At 32.7% G+C, this 16,061-nt stretch carries 11 protein-coding genes; all 11 read left to right on the top strand.

The features are described from left to right. Positions 1-32 precede the first annotated feature (32 nt). Positions 33-3,734, top strand: a complete 3,702-nt coding sequence (locus Z053_RS0109775; protein ID WP_160170075.1) for a SusC/RagA family TonB-linked outer membrane protein — start codon at positions 33-35, stop codon at positions 3,732-3,734. 13 nt (positions 3,735-3,747) lie between these two features. Further along, positions 3,748-5,229, top strand: coding sequence for a RagB/SusD family nutrient uptake outer membrane protein (locus Z053_RS0109770; protein WP_160170074.1), 1,482 nt, complete (start codon positions 3,748-3,750; stop codon positions 5,227-5,229). Positions 5,230-5,240: 11 nt separating this feature from the next. After that, the gene (locus Z053_RS0109765) at positions 5,241-6,146 is read left to right on the top strand and encodes a substrate import-associated zinc metallohydrolase lipoprotein (RefSeq protein WP_025664837.1); all 906 of its coding nucleotides are present in this window, start codon (positions 5,241-5,243) and stop codon (positions 6,144-6,146) included. A gap of 17 nt (positions 6,147-6,163) precedes the next feature. Then, entirely contained in the window at positions 6,164-7,501 is a 1,338-nt protein-coding gene (locus tag Z053_RS0109760) for a DUF4302 domain-containing protein (RefSeq protein WP_025664836.1), read from the top strand. 299 nt (positions 7,502-7,800) lie between these two features. Next, entirely contained in the window at positions 7,801-9,330 is a 1,530-nt protein-coding gene (locus Z053_RS31845; RefSeq protein ID WP_025664835.1) for a nuclear transport factor 2 family protein, read from the top strand. A 22-nt stretch (positions 9,331-9,352) separates the two neighbouring features. Then, positions 9,353-11,083: an amidohydrolase family protein gene (locus Z053_RS0109750; RefSeq protein ID WP_081748241.1), complete on the top strand. Its 1,731-nt coding sequence runs from the start codon at positions 9,353-9,355 to the stop codon at positions 11,081-11,083. A gap of 80 nt (positions 11,084-11,163) precedes the next feature. Continuing rightward, the gene (locus Z053_RS0109745; RefSeq protein WP_025664833.1) at positions 11,164-12,501 is read left to right on the top strand and encodes a M28 family peptidase; all 1,338 of its coding nucleotides are present in this window, start codon (positions 11,164-11,166) and stop codon (positions 12,499-12,501) included. 119 nt (positions 12,502-12,620) lie between these two features. Then, on the top strand, positions 12,621-14,243 hold the full coding sequence (locus Z053_RS0109740) for a M1 family metallopeptidase (protein ID WP_025664832.1): 1,623 nt from the start codon (positions 12,621-12,623) through the stop codon (positions 14,241-14,243). Positions 14,244-14,252: 9 nt separating this feature from the next. Beyond that, entirely contained in the window at positions 14,253-14,978 is a 726-nt protein-coding gene (locus Z053_RS0109735) for a sulfite exporter TauE/SafE family protein (protein ID WP_025664831.1), read from the top strand. Positions 14,979-15,159: 181 nt separating this feature from the next. Beyond that, the gene (locus Z053_RS31465; protein WP_159025625.1) at positions 15,160-15,333 is read left to right on the top strand and encodes a hypothetical protein; all 174 of its coding nucleotides are present in this window, start codon (positions 15,160-15,162) and stop codon (positions 15,331-15,333) included. A 169-nt stretch (positions 15,334-15,502) separates the two neighbouring features. Next, positions 15,503-16,018, top strand: coding sequence for a GNAT family N-acetyltransferase (locus Z053_RS0109725; protein ID WP_025664830.1), 516 nt, complete (start codon positions 15,503-15,505; stop codon positions 16,016-16,018). The last annotated feature ends 43 nt before the right edge of the window (positions 16,019-16,061 follow it).

Below are 16,061 nucleotides of genomic sequence, written 5' to 3'. Positions count from 1 at the left end.
CAATGGTTCAATCATTAAATCATATTAAAAATATGAAAATAATTAGACAAAACCACACAAATGGTGTGGCAAAATTAATATTTAATTTGAAAATGAGGCTAACAATACTATTAATTATATTGTCTCTATTTAGAATAAACGCAAATACGTATTCTCAAAACACTAAGATTTCACTAGACGTGAAAAACTTTACAATTGAGAGAGTATTTGATTTAATACAGCAAAAAACTGAATTCAAAGTATTTTTTAAAGATGCCGAGGTAAATACTAAAAGAAAGGTATCTTTTAAAGTTTCTAACAAAAGAGTAGAATATGTTTTAGATAAAATATTTAGAAACACTAATGTTTCTTATAAAATAGTAGATAAGCAAATCGTATTAGTAAAAAAAGAAGTTAATTCTAATATACCAACAATCAAAAAACGACAGTCTGCGCTTGTTAAACCTCAAAAAGGGTTTGAAATTAGCGGGCAGGTAGTCGATAAAAATGGTCTCCCCATCCCCGGGTCTACTGTATCTATTCAGGGAACTACTCAAGGAGTAGTTACAGACTTTGATGGAAATTTTACGATGCGAGTTTCGGTATCAGATATACTTAAAATCGAAAACTTAGGTTACGAAACTCAAACGCTTACGATTACAGATAAGAATAAAAAAACATTTAATATCGTATTAAAAGAATCTGTAGAATCACTAGACGAAGTTATAATCACAGATGGTTATAAAAAAGTAGATCGCCGTCTTTTTGCCGGAGTTGCTACAAAACTTAATCTGGAAGACATTAAAATCGAAGGAGTTTCTGATGCCTCAAGGCTTTTAGAAGGTAGAGATGCAGGTGTTGTTGTAGATAATGTTTCTGGTTCATTTGGTGCATCACCAAGAATTAGAATTAGAGGTAACACATCTCTTAATGGTAACAATAACCCAATCTGGGTAGTTGACGGAGTAATTCTGGAAGACAATGTTGAATTAGATCAACAAGATTTAGCTTCTGGAGATATCAATTCATTAATTGGTTCTTCTATTGCTGGATTAAACCCAGATGATATTGAGAGTTTTTCTATCCTAAAGGATGCTTCTGCTACAGCTTTATATGGAGCACGTGCCAAGAATGGTGTAATCGTAATTACAACCAAAAAAGGTAAAAGAGGAGGATTAAGTGTAAACTACAGTAATAATTTTGCTTATCGTTTAAGACCTCGATATACAAATTTTAATGTACTAAATTCTCAACAGGAATTATCTGTATATGCCGAATTGGTAGATAAAGGATTAATAGATCTTACTACAGCTCAGCTTGCAGAATCTTACGGTGTTTTAGGTCAGTATTACAACCTAAGAAGAACTAATGATGTAGAGATTGGAGCTAACGGAGAATTAGCAGATAGTTTTTTCAGACGTTACCAAGTAGCCAATACAGATTGGTTTAAAACACTTTTTAATGATTTTTCATTACAACAGACACATTCTTTAAGTGTATCTGGAGGAAGTGATGATGCGATTTATTATTTCTCTGCAAGTTACCTTAATGATCAAGGACAAACTATTGGTGATAATGCTCAGCGATACACTACAAAACTAAATACCAAATTTAACCTTTCTGATAAATTCTCGATAAATACATCATTAACGGGTAGTTTTAGAAAACAAAAAGCTCCGGGTACTAATGATAGATCATTAAACCCATTAACTGGTGAATTTGAGCGTGAATTCGAAATCAACCCATATAGTTTTTCTTTAACCAATAGTAGAAGTGTTACTCCATATGATGAAAATGGTAACCTAGAATTCTTTAGAAAAAACTATGCTCCTTTTAACATCATTCATGAATTAGAAAACAACTATATTGATATTGATGTAACCGATATTACTTTTCAAACAGATTTAAATTATAAGATTACTAATAATTTAACAGCTACTTCTACTTTTAACTATCGTAAAGCAATTACTCAAAGAGAGCATATTATTGGTGATAAATCTAACCAGGCAGAAGCATTTAGAGCAGATGAAGGCGTTTTAGCAAATGTAAACCCTTTCTTATATCAAGATAGAGATAATTTAACCAGACCTCCATACTCTATATTACCAGAAGGTGGTATAAATATTTTTAATGAAGATATTTTAGACTATGTATACTGGAGAAATTCTATTTCCTGGAACCCATACATAGGAGATAATCATCAATTTACATTCCTTTTAGGGCAAGAAATAAAATCTTCTACAAGACAACGTAGAGAATATAATGGTATTGGTATTTCTTATGATAACGGATATCTAATTAACACCAATCCCGATGCTATTGATCAGGCAATTGATAATAACGACCAATATTTTGATATTGCGAACTTTAGAGATCGTTTTACTGGTTTCTTTTTCAATGCGGGATATACTTTAAATAACAAGTATACAATTAATGGTACTATAAGATATGACGGATCTAACTTACAAGGATCAAGCCCGGATGCAAGATATCTTACCAACTATAATGTAAGTGGAGCGTGGAATATTGATAAAGAAGATTTCTTCAACGCAGAATGGGTAAATCTTTTAAAATTAAAAGCTACCTATGGTTTATCAGGAGGTAGAGGTCCATCAAACACAAGTGCTTCTCTTGATTTAAGAGGTCAGACACCATTACGTCCTCAGGATCAAGAAAGTGTAATTAGAATTAATTCGTTAGAAAACTCTAATTTAACTTTTGAAAAGCTTAAAGAATTTAGTGTTGGATTAGAATTCTCTATGTTTAATAGCCGTGTTGCTGGTGAATTAGGGTACTATACTCGTCAATCTTTTGATCTTATCGGAGATATCAAAACCAGTGGTGTTGGTGGTGAAGCTTTTAAAAGAGGAAACTATGCAGATTTAGATGTGGAAGGATATGAATTTGCATTATCTACAGTAAACCTAAAAACAGGTAAGTTTGAATGGTCTACAAATATTAATGTAGGTTATAATACTGAAGAAGTAAAAGAACTTAAATTTGATCCTCGTATGGTAGATTTAATATCTCCATCCGGAGCACCTTTTACTGGTCGTGAAATCTCTGCACTATACTCAGTTCGATTTGCTGGCTTAAATGAATTTGGTATCCCAACATTCTTTGATGCAGACAATAATAGAGTGACCAATATAGATCTTCAAAGTAGAGAAGATATTGAAAAAGTATTAAAGTATGAAGGACCTACCCAACCAAGAGGAGCGGGTGGACTTAACAATACTTTTGAGTACGGTGGTTTTTCTTTATCAGCTAACATTTCATTTAAATTCGATTACAAGATTCGTTTAAACAGTAATTTCGATGCAGCATATACAGATTTCAACTCTCTTCCTGGAGAATTAATCAACAGATGGGCTGTTCCGGGAGACGAAAACGTAACTAATATCCCTGCTATACTGGATAATCGTGTTTTAATAAGTGAACTTAATGGCTTTGTGAATAACGGAGTGGTATTTGCGGGAGATAACGCATACCAGTTATATAACAATAGTGACCTAAGAGTGGTAGACGGAACATATGCACGTATGAGATCTATAGCATTAGGATACTCTGTACCTTCTTCATATGCTGAAAAATTGGGTCTTACCTCTGCGAGAATTCGTTTACAAGGAGAGAATTTATTCTTACTATACTCTGACAAAGGGTTAAATGGTCAGGATCCTGAATTCTTTAATTCTGGAGGAGCTGCATTACCAGTGCCTAAAACTGTATCTCTTTCACTTAATGTTGGATTCTAAAAAAAGATTAATTATGAAGAATTATAAATTAACATCATATATATTACTACTACTTCTTGTAACCATTGGTTCAAGTTGTGAGAATTATTTGGATGAAACCCCAGATGATAGATTAGAATTAGATACTGTTGAAAAAGCTGCCAAAGTGGTAGCAGATGCGTACTCACAAGGTAGTTATGCTTTTACAGATGCATATACAGACTTAGTAGGACCAACAGGAAATCCAGATTCTGAAGGAGTTATCCAAACTTCGGGAGGAAATACAATTAGGCTTCAGGATACTCAGATATATACTTGGGATAATGTAACCGCTATTTTTCAGGATACTCCAACATATTTTTGGGATCAAACCTATGAAGCTATTGCACAGACCAATGAAGTATTAGCAGTAATTGATAATCTCGAAGGAGATCAAGATTTAAAAAATGTAGTAAAAGGAGAGGCTCTTCTTTCTAGAGCATATAACCACTTCATGTTAGTGAACATGTTTGGTATGCATTACGATCAAAATGCTTCTTCAAACTTAGGAGTACCTTATGTATTAAAGCCTGAGACCGAATTTCTACCAACTTACACGCGTAATACAGTGGCTGAAGTTTACGACCTTGTTGAAAAAGATTTATTAGAAGGATTAGCCCTAATCAAGGATGATTTTTTCTCGGGGACAAAAAAGTATCATTTTACTAAAAAAGCTGCTCAGGCTTTTGCATCGAGGTTTTACTTATGGAAAGGAGATTATGCTAAGTGTAAAACATATAGTGATTTATTTCTTGGAGGTTCTCCACAGACTTATATTAAAGATTATGCAACACTTACAGGATCAGGTTATAATGATATTGCCGATAAATATGGTAGTCCAGAAGACGAAAGTAATGTATTGGTTGTTCAAAAATTTAGTACATTCCAACGTCGTAGTATTGGGTATAGATTAAATAGTGCAGGTATCAACAATACCTTTTCGAATATCTTTAACGCAGCAGATGCAAGAACATCTACAGGAATCTGGAACGTAGGTACAGATGCGAGATACCTTTCTAGACTTAGAGAATATTTCTTTAGAGAAAACCTTTCTTCTAATTCGGGATTAGCATATCATATTTCTCAAGAGTTAAAAGGAGAAGAAGTGATATTAAACAGAGCTGAAGCAAACCTATTTCTTGGTGATCAAGCTGCAGCATTAGCAGATATTAATTTGATTGCCAATAATAGATATGCAGGAAATCAATATACCGATCTTGCCGCTCTTGTTACATTTTATTCTGCAAGTAGTGAAACCGATGCTATTACTCAGCTATTATTAGACGAGAGAAAAAAGGAATTTATAGATCATGGATTACGTTGGTTCGACATCAAAAGATTTAATCTTCCTGTTACTCACATATTGCCTGTAAGTGAAGGTGGAGGAACTTTTGAACTTACCGCAAATGATCTAAGAAAAGCAATACAAATTCCTGATGATGCTATTTCATTTGGATTAACCCCAAACCCTAGATAAAAATATTAATTATGAAAACATCAAAAATTTTAATAAAACAAATATTATTTATCATCCTAGGTTTAGTAGTAATATCTGGATGTGATAGAGAAGAAACATTACAACCAACAACTATTTTTGAGGGAGAGGCTGAATCAACAGATCCACTTGATATATTCCTTAAACAAGAGTTTAGAGATCCTTACGGGTGTGATGTAATATATAAGTTTGTAGATCGATATATAGATCCTACAAAATCTGCTGTACCACCACGTAGAGATGTTGTACAACCCATTGCCGAATTAATCAAACAAGCATGGATAGAACCTTATAACAAAGCTTCGGATCAGGGAGAAGATTTCTTAAAAAAATATTTCCCTGCAGAAATTGTATTAATAGGTTCTCCTCTATTCAATGGTGATGGTACAATCACACTTGGAGTTGCAGATGCCGGAGTAAGAGTAACACTTACACAAGCTAATGAGTATGCCCCAGGTAATACTGCATGGATTGTGCAAACTTTTAGAACTCTTCATCATGAGTTTGCTCATATAGTAGATCAGAATTTCAACTTTGATGTAGAATCCTTTTTCAAAATCTCGAGTGATGATTATACATCGCAGGGTACATGGACATCGGAGACTCAAGAAAGTGCAATTATAAGAGGTATGGTAACTCCTTATGGTACTTCTGCTGTTGGAGAAGATTTTGCAGAAATCATAGCTCGTATTGTTACTACAGACCCTGCTGAGTTTGCAGATACATATCTTACACCAATAGATTGTTCAGCTGCTGGAGCTCCTGCAAATTGTGCCGAAATAAATACGGGTAAAGCTCGTATTCAACAAAAATATGATGCTGTAGTAAAATACATGAAAGAAGATGTAGGAATCGATCTTTTAACAGTAAGAGACGAATTTTTAAACAGTATTAACTAATTAAACATTAGAACGACATGTTAAAAAACATAAAAATATATACATTACTATTGATTACTCTGGGTTTTATGGCCTGTAGTACCGATAATGAAGTAGAACCGTTATTTGATCAAAACGTTGATAGCCGTGTTGATGCTCTTTTAAAAGGTTATAAAAAAACACTTACTGATGCAGAATTTGGATGGAAACTTGTTTACCAACCCAATAACAGTGTAGGTTTTTATAACATCTTCTTAGATTTTAATGCAGATAATACTGTAGAAATTGTTTCTGATCACGCTCTGGGAGCACAAGATCTTGAAACAACTTATAGAGTAGGAAAAGCTCATTTTCCAGAATTAGTATTTGAAAATTACTCTACTTTTCATAACCTTTTCGAAATCAATGGTTTTAATTTAAAAGCAGAATTCGAATTTATATTCCAAAAAGTTGAAGCAGATCGAATCGAGTTTAGAAGTAAAACCGATACCGATGAAGACGATATCACTATACTTGTTTTTGAAAAAGCAACCCAAGGAGAAAAAGATCGAGTTACAAATGCGAGAGATTCTTATGAAGAGATTGCTATAGGCCATGACAGTAACCGTTTCCTTAGAAATATAATTGTTACCGATCCTAATGCAGCACCTACAGATCCTCCTTTATTTCAAGGTACATTTGCTTATGCAGAATCTGCTAGAGTTGGAGTAATTACAACTTTTGATCAATCAACAGGAAATATAACATCTACGAATTACCCTATAGCTGGTACAGATGTTGGATTTAATTTCGGAACTGCTTTACAGGTAAATGGTTCAGATATTTCTATCTTTACTTTTGATGAAACTACCAATACTTTTGTTTCTACAGATGGTGGATTAAACACTGTTATTGGTTATGATTTGGCTCCTGTTGCTACAGGACCACTTCCTTCATTATTCTCTACCGATGTAGATGCTTTTGACACAAGGTTTCCAAGATATTTATATTTTGATGATACTTCGCGATTTTACCTTCAGCGAACTTCTCCCGACTTTTTAAATCTGGTTAAAAGTATTAACGCGTTCGGTTTAGATATTAGAATGAATCGATTTGGTCCAGGTGTACATGGTATAGAGTTTAGAGGAGTTTCTGGGCCTAACGGACCACTAACTGCTGCCTTTAATTTTACAAAAACCCCAGGAGAAAAACTTACTCTTACGTATCTTGGTGCTACAGATCCTGTTGATGATGTAGTAAGTGTACTTCTTTTGCTAATCGATGCAGGAGGATGGTACATACAAGAAACCGATGAAAGTACTTTTGCTTCAAATCCATCATTTCAACTTACAAGTGTAAATTTCCCCAATTTTAGATTCTCCGTGTATGGAATCTAATCTTATTAACAGTATACACAATTGACTATTGTTCCCTCAATAGCCTTTCTAACTCAACTTTCGAAAACCCGGAGCATTAGCTCTGGGTTTTTTGATTAATTTTAGTTTTAAGTAAAAGCTAATTGTGTTTTAGCTATGTTGTGTCCAGCCACTCTGGATTGAGTTGCATAGGAAGAGCTACAGAAAGAAAAAAGCGAAAACAACATTTTTTTTAGCAAATTGAAAAAGTATAAATGCGTTCATTAACATTTACTTAAGAATAACGTCAATATTTCAATGTATTTTAGAAAACAAAAACAATGAAGCACATAATTGTTCTTTTAGTATTACTCGCTGCAATTCCTACTTTCTCACAAACCGACACCGAGGTATATCTTTTTGATATCATCAAAAAAGGAGAAACAATAAAACTTAACAACCAAAGAAACATATCTAACAACAAAGGATATGATAATCAACCTTCTATCTTTAATGATACCATGGTTTTGTTTTCCTCTACCCGTAATAAACAAACAGACATAGCTGTATATGACAGTAAAAAAGCTAAAGTAGATTGGATTACAGAAACCAAAAATGGTAGTGAATACTCCCCTACTAAAATCCCAGGGGAAAATGAAATTTCTTCTATTCGTCTTGATCAAGATGGTAAACAACTCTTGTATCGTTATAACTATAAAACCGGGGAGTCTAAAGTTCTATTAGAAGGGCTTAAAGTGGGGTATCATACCTGGTTTAATCAAGACATATTGGTTTCATCTGTGCTCGAAGATAATGCTATGTCATTGGTCATATCCAATATAAAAGAGAATATCAATCATACTTTTCAAAAAAAAGTAGGAAGATCGTTGCATAAAATGCCAAATTCAAACCTAATCAGTTATATCAGTAAAGAAAATAAAAATTGGGAAATTAGATCGATTGACCCTATAACGGGAGCTACCAAAAAAATCATAAATACAATATCAGGATCCGAAGATATGTGTTGGTTACCAGATGGCACTATCCTGATGGGAAAACAAAATCAGATTTTTAAGTTTAATCCAAAAACAGATTCTGGCTGGAACATCTTTTATACTTTTATGAATAAAGAAGTTGGTAATATTTCCAGAATAGCAACAAATACTACCGGAAACATGCTCGCTGTAGTATCAGATGTATCTCCAGAACATATTGTTCAAAAACAATTAGACGCCTATAATGCCAGAGACATAGATGCTTTTTTAGCTACATATAATGACAATGTATTAATTTATGACTATCCAAATACAGTTCGATATAAAGGCAAAGAAGCTATGCGTCCATATTATGCAAAAAAATTTAAGAATGAACCTAATCTTTTTTGTGAAATAAAACATCGTATTGTACTGGGCAATAAAGTAATCGACGAAGAATATGTTACTTATAGTGATCGAAAAGTAAGGGTCATTTCTATATATGAAATTAAAAACGGAAAGATTGCAAAGGTGACTTTTATTAGACCTCAATATGATAATACTATTGAAAAAAGTACTCTAAACATTATTGATGAACAACTCGATGCATACAATACAAGAGATATTGATGCTTTTGTTGCTACATATACCGAAGATATAAAAGTCTACAATTTCCCTTATAAATTCTTATATGAGGGTCATAAAAAAATCAAAGAAGGATATGCCGATTTCTTTAACAACACACCTGATCTTAATTGTAAAGTCAAAAACAGGATTGTTATGGGTAATGTTGTTATTGATGAAGAGTTTCTTACCATTAATAAACAACATTATAGTGCTGTTGCCATTTATGAAGTAAAAAATAAGAAAATAGCCAAAGTTGTTTTTATTCAGTGATGTAAATAATTACACAAACTAAATGATGAAAAAAATAGTAACCTTAATAATTTTATTTATAATTATTAATCCAGCTTTTAGTATAGCTCAATCAATAATTATAGAAAACATTAATATAATTGATGTTGAAACTGGGAAGATCAAAAAACAGCAAAATATAGTAATAGAAGGTCAAAAGATAATATCTATTTCTTCTAAAAAAATCGTCTCAAAAGAAAATACCAGAGTCATTAATGGTACCGATAAATTTGTCATTCCCGGTATGATTGATTCTCATATTCATTTTTTCCAAACGGGAAGTTTATATACCCGTCCCGATGCTATAGATCTAAAGCACATAGTGCCGTATGAAGATGAAATAGAATTTGCAAAAAAAATAGTCCCTGATACTTTTAAAAGATATTTAAGGTTAGGTATTACATCTGTTATGGATGTTGGTGGGCCGTTCTCCAATTTTATAATCAGAGACAGCGTATCCCAAAATAATATTTCTCCAAATGTTTATGTTACCGGCCCTCTCTTTTCTCCCTACCAACCTAAGGCCTTTTCTGAACTCGAGGACATTCCTATTGAAAAAATCACTACCAAAGAACAAGCTACTACCCTTTTTAATAAAATGCTTCCATATAAGCCTGATTTCATTAAGATTTGGTACATCGCTACAAAAAACATCCCAGCAGAAAAAACATATCCTATTGTAGAGCATATTGCTCAATTAACACATAAAAACAATCTAAAACTTACAGTACATGCCACTCAATTAAATACAGCAAAATTAGCAGTAAAAGCAGGTGCGAATATATTGGTTCATAGTGTGACAGATACTTTAATAGACAACGAGTTTATCGAATTGCTAAAAAAGAATAATGTTACATATATTCCTACATTATTAGTTTCTAAAAATTATGGGAAATCTTTTTTAGGTAAGCCTGACAACCATTATCAAGATCTTGCCTTTGCAAATCCCACTGTATATCGTTCATTAACAGATGTAAAGAAATTCTCTGATGAAAATATTCCTAAAGAACTTAAGAACCTAAGAGATAATGAAAAAGCATATCTGGAACGATCTGCTACAAAAGATAAAATTCTGTTTCATAATCTGAAAAGATTAACCGAAAACGATATAAATATAGCTACAGGAACAGATGCGGGAAATATAGGAACTATTCACGCTTCTTCTTATATACAAGAAATCGAAGCTATGAAGAAATCTGGCATCAGTAATTTAGATATTTTAAGAGCTTCTACTATAAATGCTGCAAAAGGTTTTGGTTTAGACAATCAGCTTGGTACTATTATGAAAGGAAAAATAGCAGATTTAGTTATTCTAAAAGACAACCCATTAGACAATCTTAAGAACCTAAATTCAATCGAGGAAGTAATTAAAGGCGGTAAAATAATAGGAATTTCAGATTTAATTAAAGAGACACCAGAACAAATCGTACAACGGCAAGTAAATGCATATAATGCAAGGAATATAGATGCATTTATGGATACATATTCGGAAAATATTAAAGTTTATAATTTTCCCGAAGAAATTTCAATAGATGGGAAAGATCAAATGCGGGAAAGATTTAAAAGTATGTTTCAACGTGTGCCAAATCTATATTGCGAAATTAAAAATCGCATTGTATTAGGTAATAAAGTTGTGGATCAAGAATATGTAAGGTTTGGAGAAAAATATTCAAGTGTTATAGCAATTTATGAAATAATAGATGGTAAAATTTCAAAAGTTACTTTTTTAAGATAATTCTTATCATCTTATAAATTTGTTAAGAGATCATCATTACTTGGCTCTTTTCTTTAAATTAGGCGATCAAATTCACACAAATGAAAACATTTTTTACCGCTACCCTACTTGTATTATCTACCATTTTAACCGCACAAACAGATCAACGTATTTATGATATCATTAATGCAGTCTCTGCAGATAGGATTGAAACCGATATCAAAAAATTAGCAAATTTCGGAACTCGTAATACATTTAGTGATACTATTTCTCAAACACGAGGTATTGGAGCAGCCCGAAGGTGGATCAAAACAGAATTTGAGAAAATCTCTACCGATTGTAAAAACTGTTTAGATGTATTTTATCAAAAAGATTTTGTTACTAAAGATATGGGATCTAGAGTACCTCATGATGCCTGGGTTGTAAATGTAGTAGCTATACAAAAAGGAACAAAATATCCTAATCGCTATATTATTATGAGTGGAGATATCGATTCTAGAGCCAGTGATACTATGGATTTTACTACCGATGCTCCTGGTGCTAATGATAATGCCAGCGGAATGGCAGGAACCATTGAAGCCGCACGGGTATTATCAAAATACACTTTTGAGAACAGTATTATTTATGTTGGATTGTCTGGAGAAGAACAAGGTCTCTTTGGTGGTGGTGGATTAGCAAAATACGCTAAAAACAAAGGCTGGGATATTATAGGAATCCTTAATAATGATATGATTGGAAATATTAAAGGAGTAGACGGAGTTATTGATAATCGAGCTTTTAGAATATTTTCTGAACCTACCAATCTTACAGATGACGAAAAAACAGTAAGACGTAGACGTTTTTATGGTGGAGAAGTTGATGGAATTTCACGTCAATTGGCCAGATATATCCATAAAAATGTAAAAACTTATATGCCAGAAATGAACCCAATGATGATTTATCGATTAGATCGTTTTGGTCGTGGTGGGCATCACAGACCATTTAATGATTTAGGCTACGCCGGAATTCGAATTATGGAAGCGCATGAAAATTACACACAACAACATCAAAACATTCGTGAGGAAAACGGAATCAAATACGGAGATGTTGTAGAACATGTTAATTTTGACTATGCTGCAAAACTCACCGCAGTTAATGCTATAAATTTAGCAAGTATTGCGTGGGCTCCTCCTGCCCCATCCGAAGTAAAAATAGGTGGTATTGTAGAGCCTTCAGCAAAATTTAAATGGAAAAAAACCAATGACCCTAACATCAAAGGTTACAAAATATACTGGCGAGATACGACTTCTCCCACCTGGGATCATAGCCGTTTTGTAGGAAATGTAGACAATTTTGTTTTAGATGGCATTGTTATTGACAATTTCTTCTTCGGAATAGCCACTGTCGGAAAAAACGGTCATGAGAGTCCAGTTGTATTTCCATCAGAAACTTTTAGATAAAGTACAGAAAAGAGTCTGCTAATAATTTCGAAACTAATACAAAATTGATTATTATGCGAATTCTACTGATCCAACGGTTAGACATTAAGTATAATTATCGAGAAATAAACATACCATAGATGAAAACATTCTATACTATAGTCTTTAGCATTTTAAGCCTTACGCTACTATCTGCGCAAGAATCACAATTTACCAGGCAAGATTCATTACGAGGATCAATAACTCCAGAAAGGGCTTGGTGGGATTTAACCTATTACCATCTTGATATTGCTGTAGATCCGGATAAAAAAACTATTTCAGGAAAAAATACAATTCATTATAAAGTGTTGAAAGAGCATAACGTAATGCAAATCGATCTGCAACCACCTTTAAAAATAGAAAAAGTACTTCAGAATAATAAACCGTTACAGGTAACATCTGAAGGAAATGCTCATTTTATAACACTATCAACAGCACAAAAAGAAAATAGCAAAAATGCAATAGAAGTATACTATAGCGGTAAGCCTCGTGAAGCCGTTCGGGCACCATGGGATGGTGGCATTTCATGGAAAAAAGATCAAAATGGGAAACATTTTGTAGCTTCCTCATGCCAGGGATTAGGAGCCAGCGTTTGGTGGCCCAACAAAGATCATATGTATGATGAAGTAGATAGTTTACTAATTAGTGTTAATGTACCATCTACCCTTATGAATGTATCTAATGGTCGATTGCGTAAAACAGAAAAACATGACAATGATACCAAAACATATCATTGGTTCGTAAGTAATCCAATCAATAACTATGGTGTAAATATCAATATCGGAGATTATGTGCATTTTGGAGAACAATATGAAGGTGAAAAAGGTAAACTCGATATGGATTATTATGTATTAAGAGACAATCTGGAAAAAGCAAAAAAACAATTTAAAGATGCCCCAAAGATGATGAAAGCCTTTGAACATTGGTTTGGTCCTTACCCATTTTATGAAGATAGTTTTAAACTGGTTGAAGTACCTTATCTGGGGATGGAACATCAAAGCTCTGTCACTTATGGAAACAAATATATAAATGGATATCTTGGTAATGACCTTTCTGGGTCAGGATGGGGATTGAAATTTGATTTTATTATTATTCACGAATCTGGTCATGAATGGTTTGCTAATAACATCACCTATAAGGATGCTGCAGATATGTGGATTCATGAAGGTTTTACAGCATATTCTGAAAGTCTTTTTCTTGATTATCATTATGGAAAAAAGGCCGCTGCAGAATATGTAATAGGTACCAGAAAAAAAATACAAAATGATTCTCCAATTATAGGTACATATAACGTAAATAATGAAGGGTCAAGTGATATGTACCTTAAGGGATCAAACATGTTACACACACTTAGGCAACTTATAGAAGATGATGAAAAATGGAGGTCCGTCCTTAGAGGGCTTAATTCTACATTTTATCATAAAACAGTCACAACAAAGCAGATAGAAGATTATATTAGCAAAGAAACCAACATCGATTTAACTCAGTTTTTTGATCAATATCTAAGAACTATAAAAATACCTGTTCTCGAATATAATTTTAAAGACGGCAAATTAAAATATCGTTATAACAATATCGTAGATAAATTTGATATGCCTGTACGTCTCTTTATAGATGGTAATCCAGAATGGATACAGCCTAATGCTAATTGGCAAACAAAAGATGTTAAAGGAAATAAGCTTACTGTAGATCCCAATTTTTACGTAAATGTAAAAGAACTATAGTATTATAAAATGACATCTTACCTTATTCCCTTTACCGCTGCTTTTATATTAGGTATATCTAAATCAGGGCTCAAAGGAATAGGGATTGTGGTTGTAACTCTAATGGCATTGGCACATGGTGCAAAAGCATCTACAGGAATACTACTGCCTCTTTTAATTTTTGCAGACGTTTTGGCTGTACTCTATTATAATCGACATGTCCGTTGGAAATATCTCTTCCAATTGCTCCCATGGATGATCGGTGGAGTTCTAATAGCTGTTTTCGTAGGAAAAGATCTTCCCGAATATATATTTAAGAAAGGAATGGCAGTCATTATCATTATCAGCGTTATCATCATGTTTTTTTGGGAACGATACGACAAAAAAAACATTCCTAATAAGCTTTGGTTTATTGGCACTACTGGATTTGCAGCAGGTTTCACTACAATGATTGGAAATCTGGCAGGAGCATTTACCAATATCTTTTTTATGGCAACCCGAATACCAAAAAATGAGTTTATCGGCACTGCAGCCTGGCTTTTTTTTATCATTAACCTGTTTAAACTACCTTTTCATATTTTTAGTTGGGATACCATAACTATTCAGTCGTTAACTGTGGATTTATATTTGATTCCGGGAGTTATATTGGGATTCATTATTGGACTTAAAGTAGTAAAACAATTTAAAGATCACCAATACCGAAAATTTATTTTAATTATGACAGCAATTGGAGGGTTAGTTATTTTATTCAAGTAATCAATAGTAATATCAAATGATTCTTGGGGTATGATTGTTAGAATACTTTAAGTAAAAACCACTGTTTTATTTAATTGGTTAATACCTGCATAGTTAAATTTTTAGTTAATTAATTCGATCTCTAAAAAATAACACTGCTAATTTGGTACATTTAGATATTAATCAAAATTAAATATATATCATGAAGAAAAAGCAATTAAAAAAACTTAAACTCAACAAAAACACAATTTCTAAGTTTAGTGCTCAAAAAATTAAAGGAGGTACTGGTACAGGGGATTGTGATTCTAGTATTGCTCCAAATTGCAACTTTGCTTGCGCAACAGGAACATGTATTTCGCATAGAAATGATTGTTAAATAAGATAAGCTATTTTTAAAGCTATAAAACAGCCAAATATTTAAATATTTGGCTGTTTTTATATAGTATATAATTAAAATGATTGTCAGTAATTTTAAATGTGTATGAGAATACAATTCTTTTGAATATTTTTAGCCTTTATAAAAGTTTCAAAAAACTAAATTTATAATGTTTCCAGAACTACAAACCGAAAGATTATTCCTAAGACAATTAAAAGAAAGTGATGACCAAGTGATTCTCTTTTTACGATCTAATGAAATCGTTAACACATTTGTAAAAAGACCTAAAACAAATACAACTGAAGAAGCTATCAGTTTTATCAACAAAATTAATAAAGGTATTGATCAGCAAGATTGGTTATTTTGGGGAATAACGGTAAAAAATAATCCCGAACTTATTGGTACTATCTGTCTGTGGAATTTCTCTGAAGACAAAAAAATAGCAGAAGTAGGCTACGATTTACATCCAGATTTTTATAAGCAAGGAATCATGAACGAAGCTCTGATAAGTATCCTAAATTATGGGTTTAAAACTTTGGAGTTAGATCATATAGAAGCTTTTACACATAAAAACAATGAGCCTTCAAAAAAACTACTCATGAGAAATAATTTCAATCATATTGAAGATAGAATAGATAGTGATAATCCAGATAATATTATTTTTTCTATTTCCAGAAACAAATAGTGTAAAATTATCTATTCAAAAAATATTTTTTTAGTAGTAACCA

Origin of the sequence: Aquimarina megaterium XH134 (assembly GCF_000520975.1) — a bacterium.
Lineage (GTDB): Bacteria > Bacteroidota > Bacteroidia > Flavobacteriales > Flavobacteriaceae > Aquimarina > Aquimarina megaterium.
The sequence above is the reverse complement of the archived record's forward strand: the minus strand, read 5'-3'. Positions and strand labels throughout refer to the sequence as shown.

Coding starts and splice junctions, on each gene's coding strand:
- Z053_RS0109750 (WP_081748241.1), top strand. CDS start 9,353: ATGATGAAAAAAATAGTAACCTTAATAATTTTATTTATAATTATTAAT.
- Z053_RS0109745 (WP_025664833.1), top strand. CDS start 11,164: ATGAAAACATTTTTTACCGCTACCCTACTTGTATTATCTACCATTTTA.
- Z053_RS0109770 (WP_160170074.1), top strand. CDS start 3,748: ATGAAGAATTATAAATTAACATCATATATATTACTACTACTTCTTGTA.
- Z053_RS0109740 (WP_025664832.1), top strand. CDS start 12,621: ATGAAAACATTCTATACTATAGTCTTTAGCATTTTAAGCCTTACGCTA.
- Z053_RS0109765 (WP_025664837.1), top strand. CDS start 5,241: ATGAAAACATCAAAAATTTTAATAAAACAAATATTATTTATCATCCTA.
- Z053_RS0109775 (WP_160170075.1), top strand. CDS start 33: ATGAAAATAATTAGACAAAACCACACAAATGGTGTGGCAAAATTAATA.
- Z053_RS0109735 (WP_025664831.1), top strand. CDS start 14,253: ATGACATCTTACCTTATTCCCTTTACCGCTGCTTTTATATTAGGTATA.
- Z053_RS0109760 (WP_025664836.1), top strand. CDS start 6,164: ATGTTAAAAAACATAAAAATATATACATTACTATTGATTACTCTGGGT.
- Z053_RS0109725 (WP_025664830.1), top strand. CDS start 15,503: ATGTTTCCAGAACTACAAACCGAAAGATTATTCCTAAGACAATTAAAA.
- Z053_RS31465 (WP_159025625.1), top strand. CDS start 15,160: ATGAAGAAAAAGCAATTAAAAAAACTTAAACTCAACAAAAACACAATT.
- Z053_RS31845 (WP_025664835.1), top strand. CDS start 7,801: ATGAAGCACATAATTGTTCTTTTAGTATTACTCGCTGCAATTCCTACT.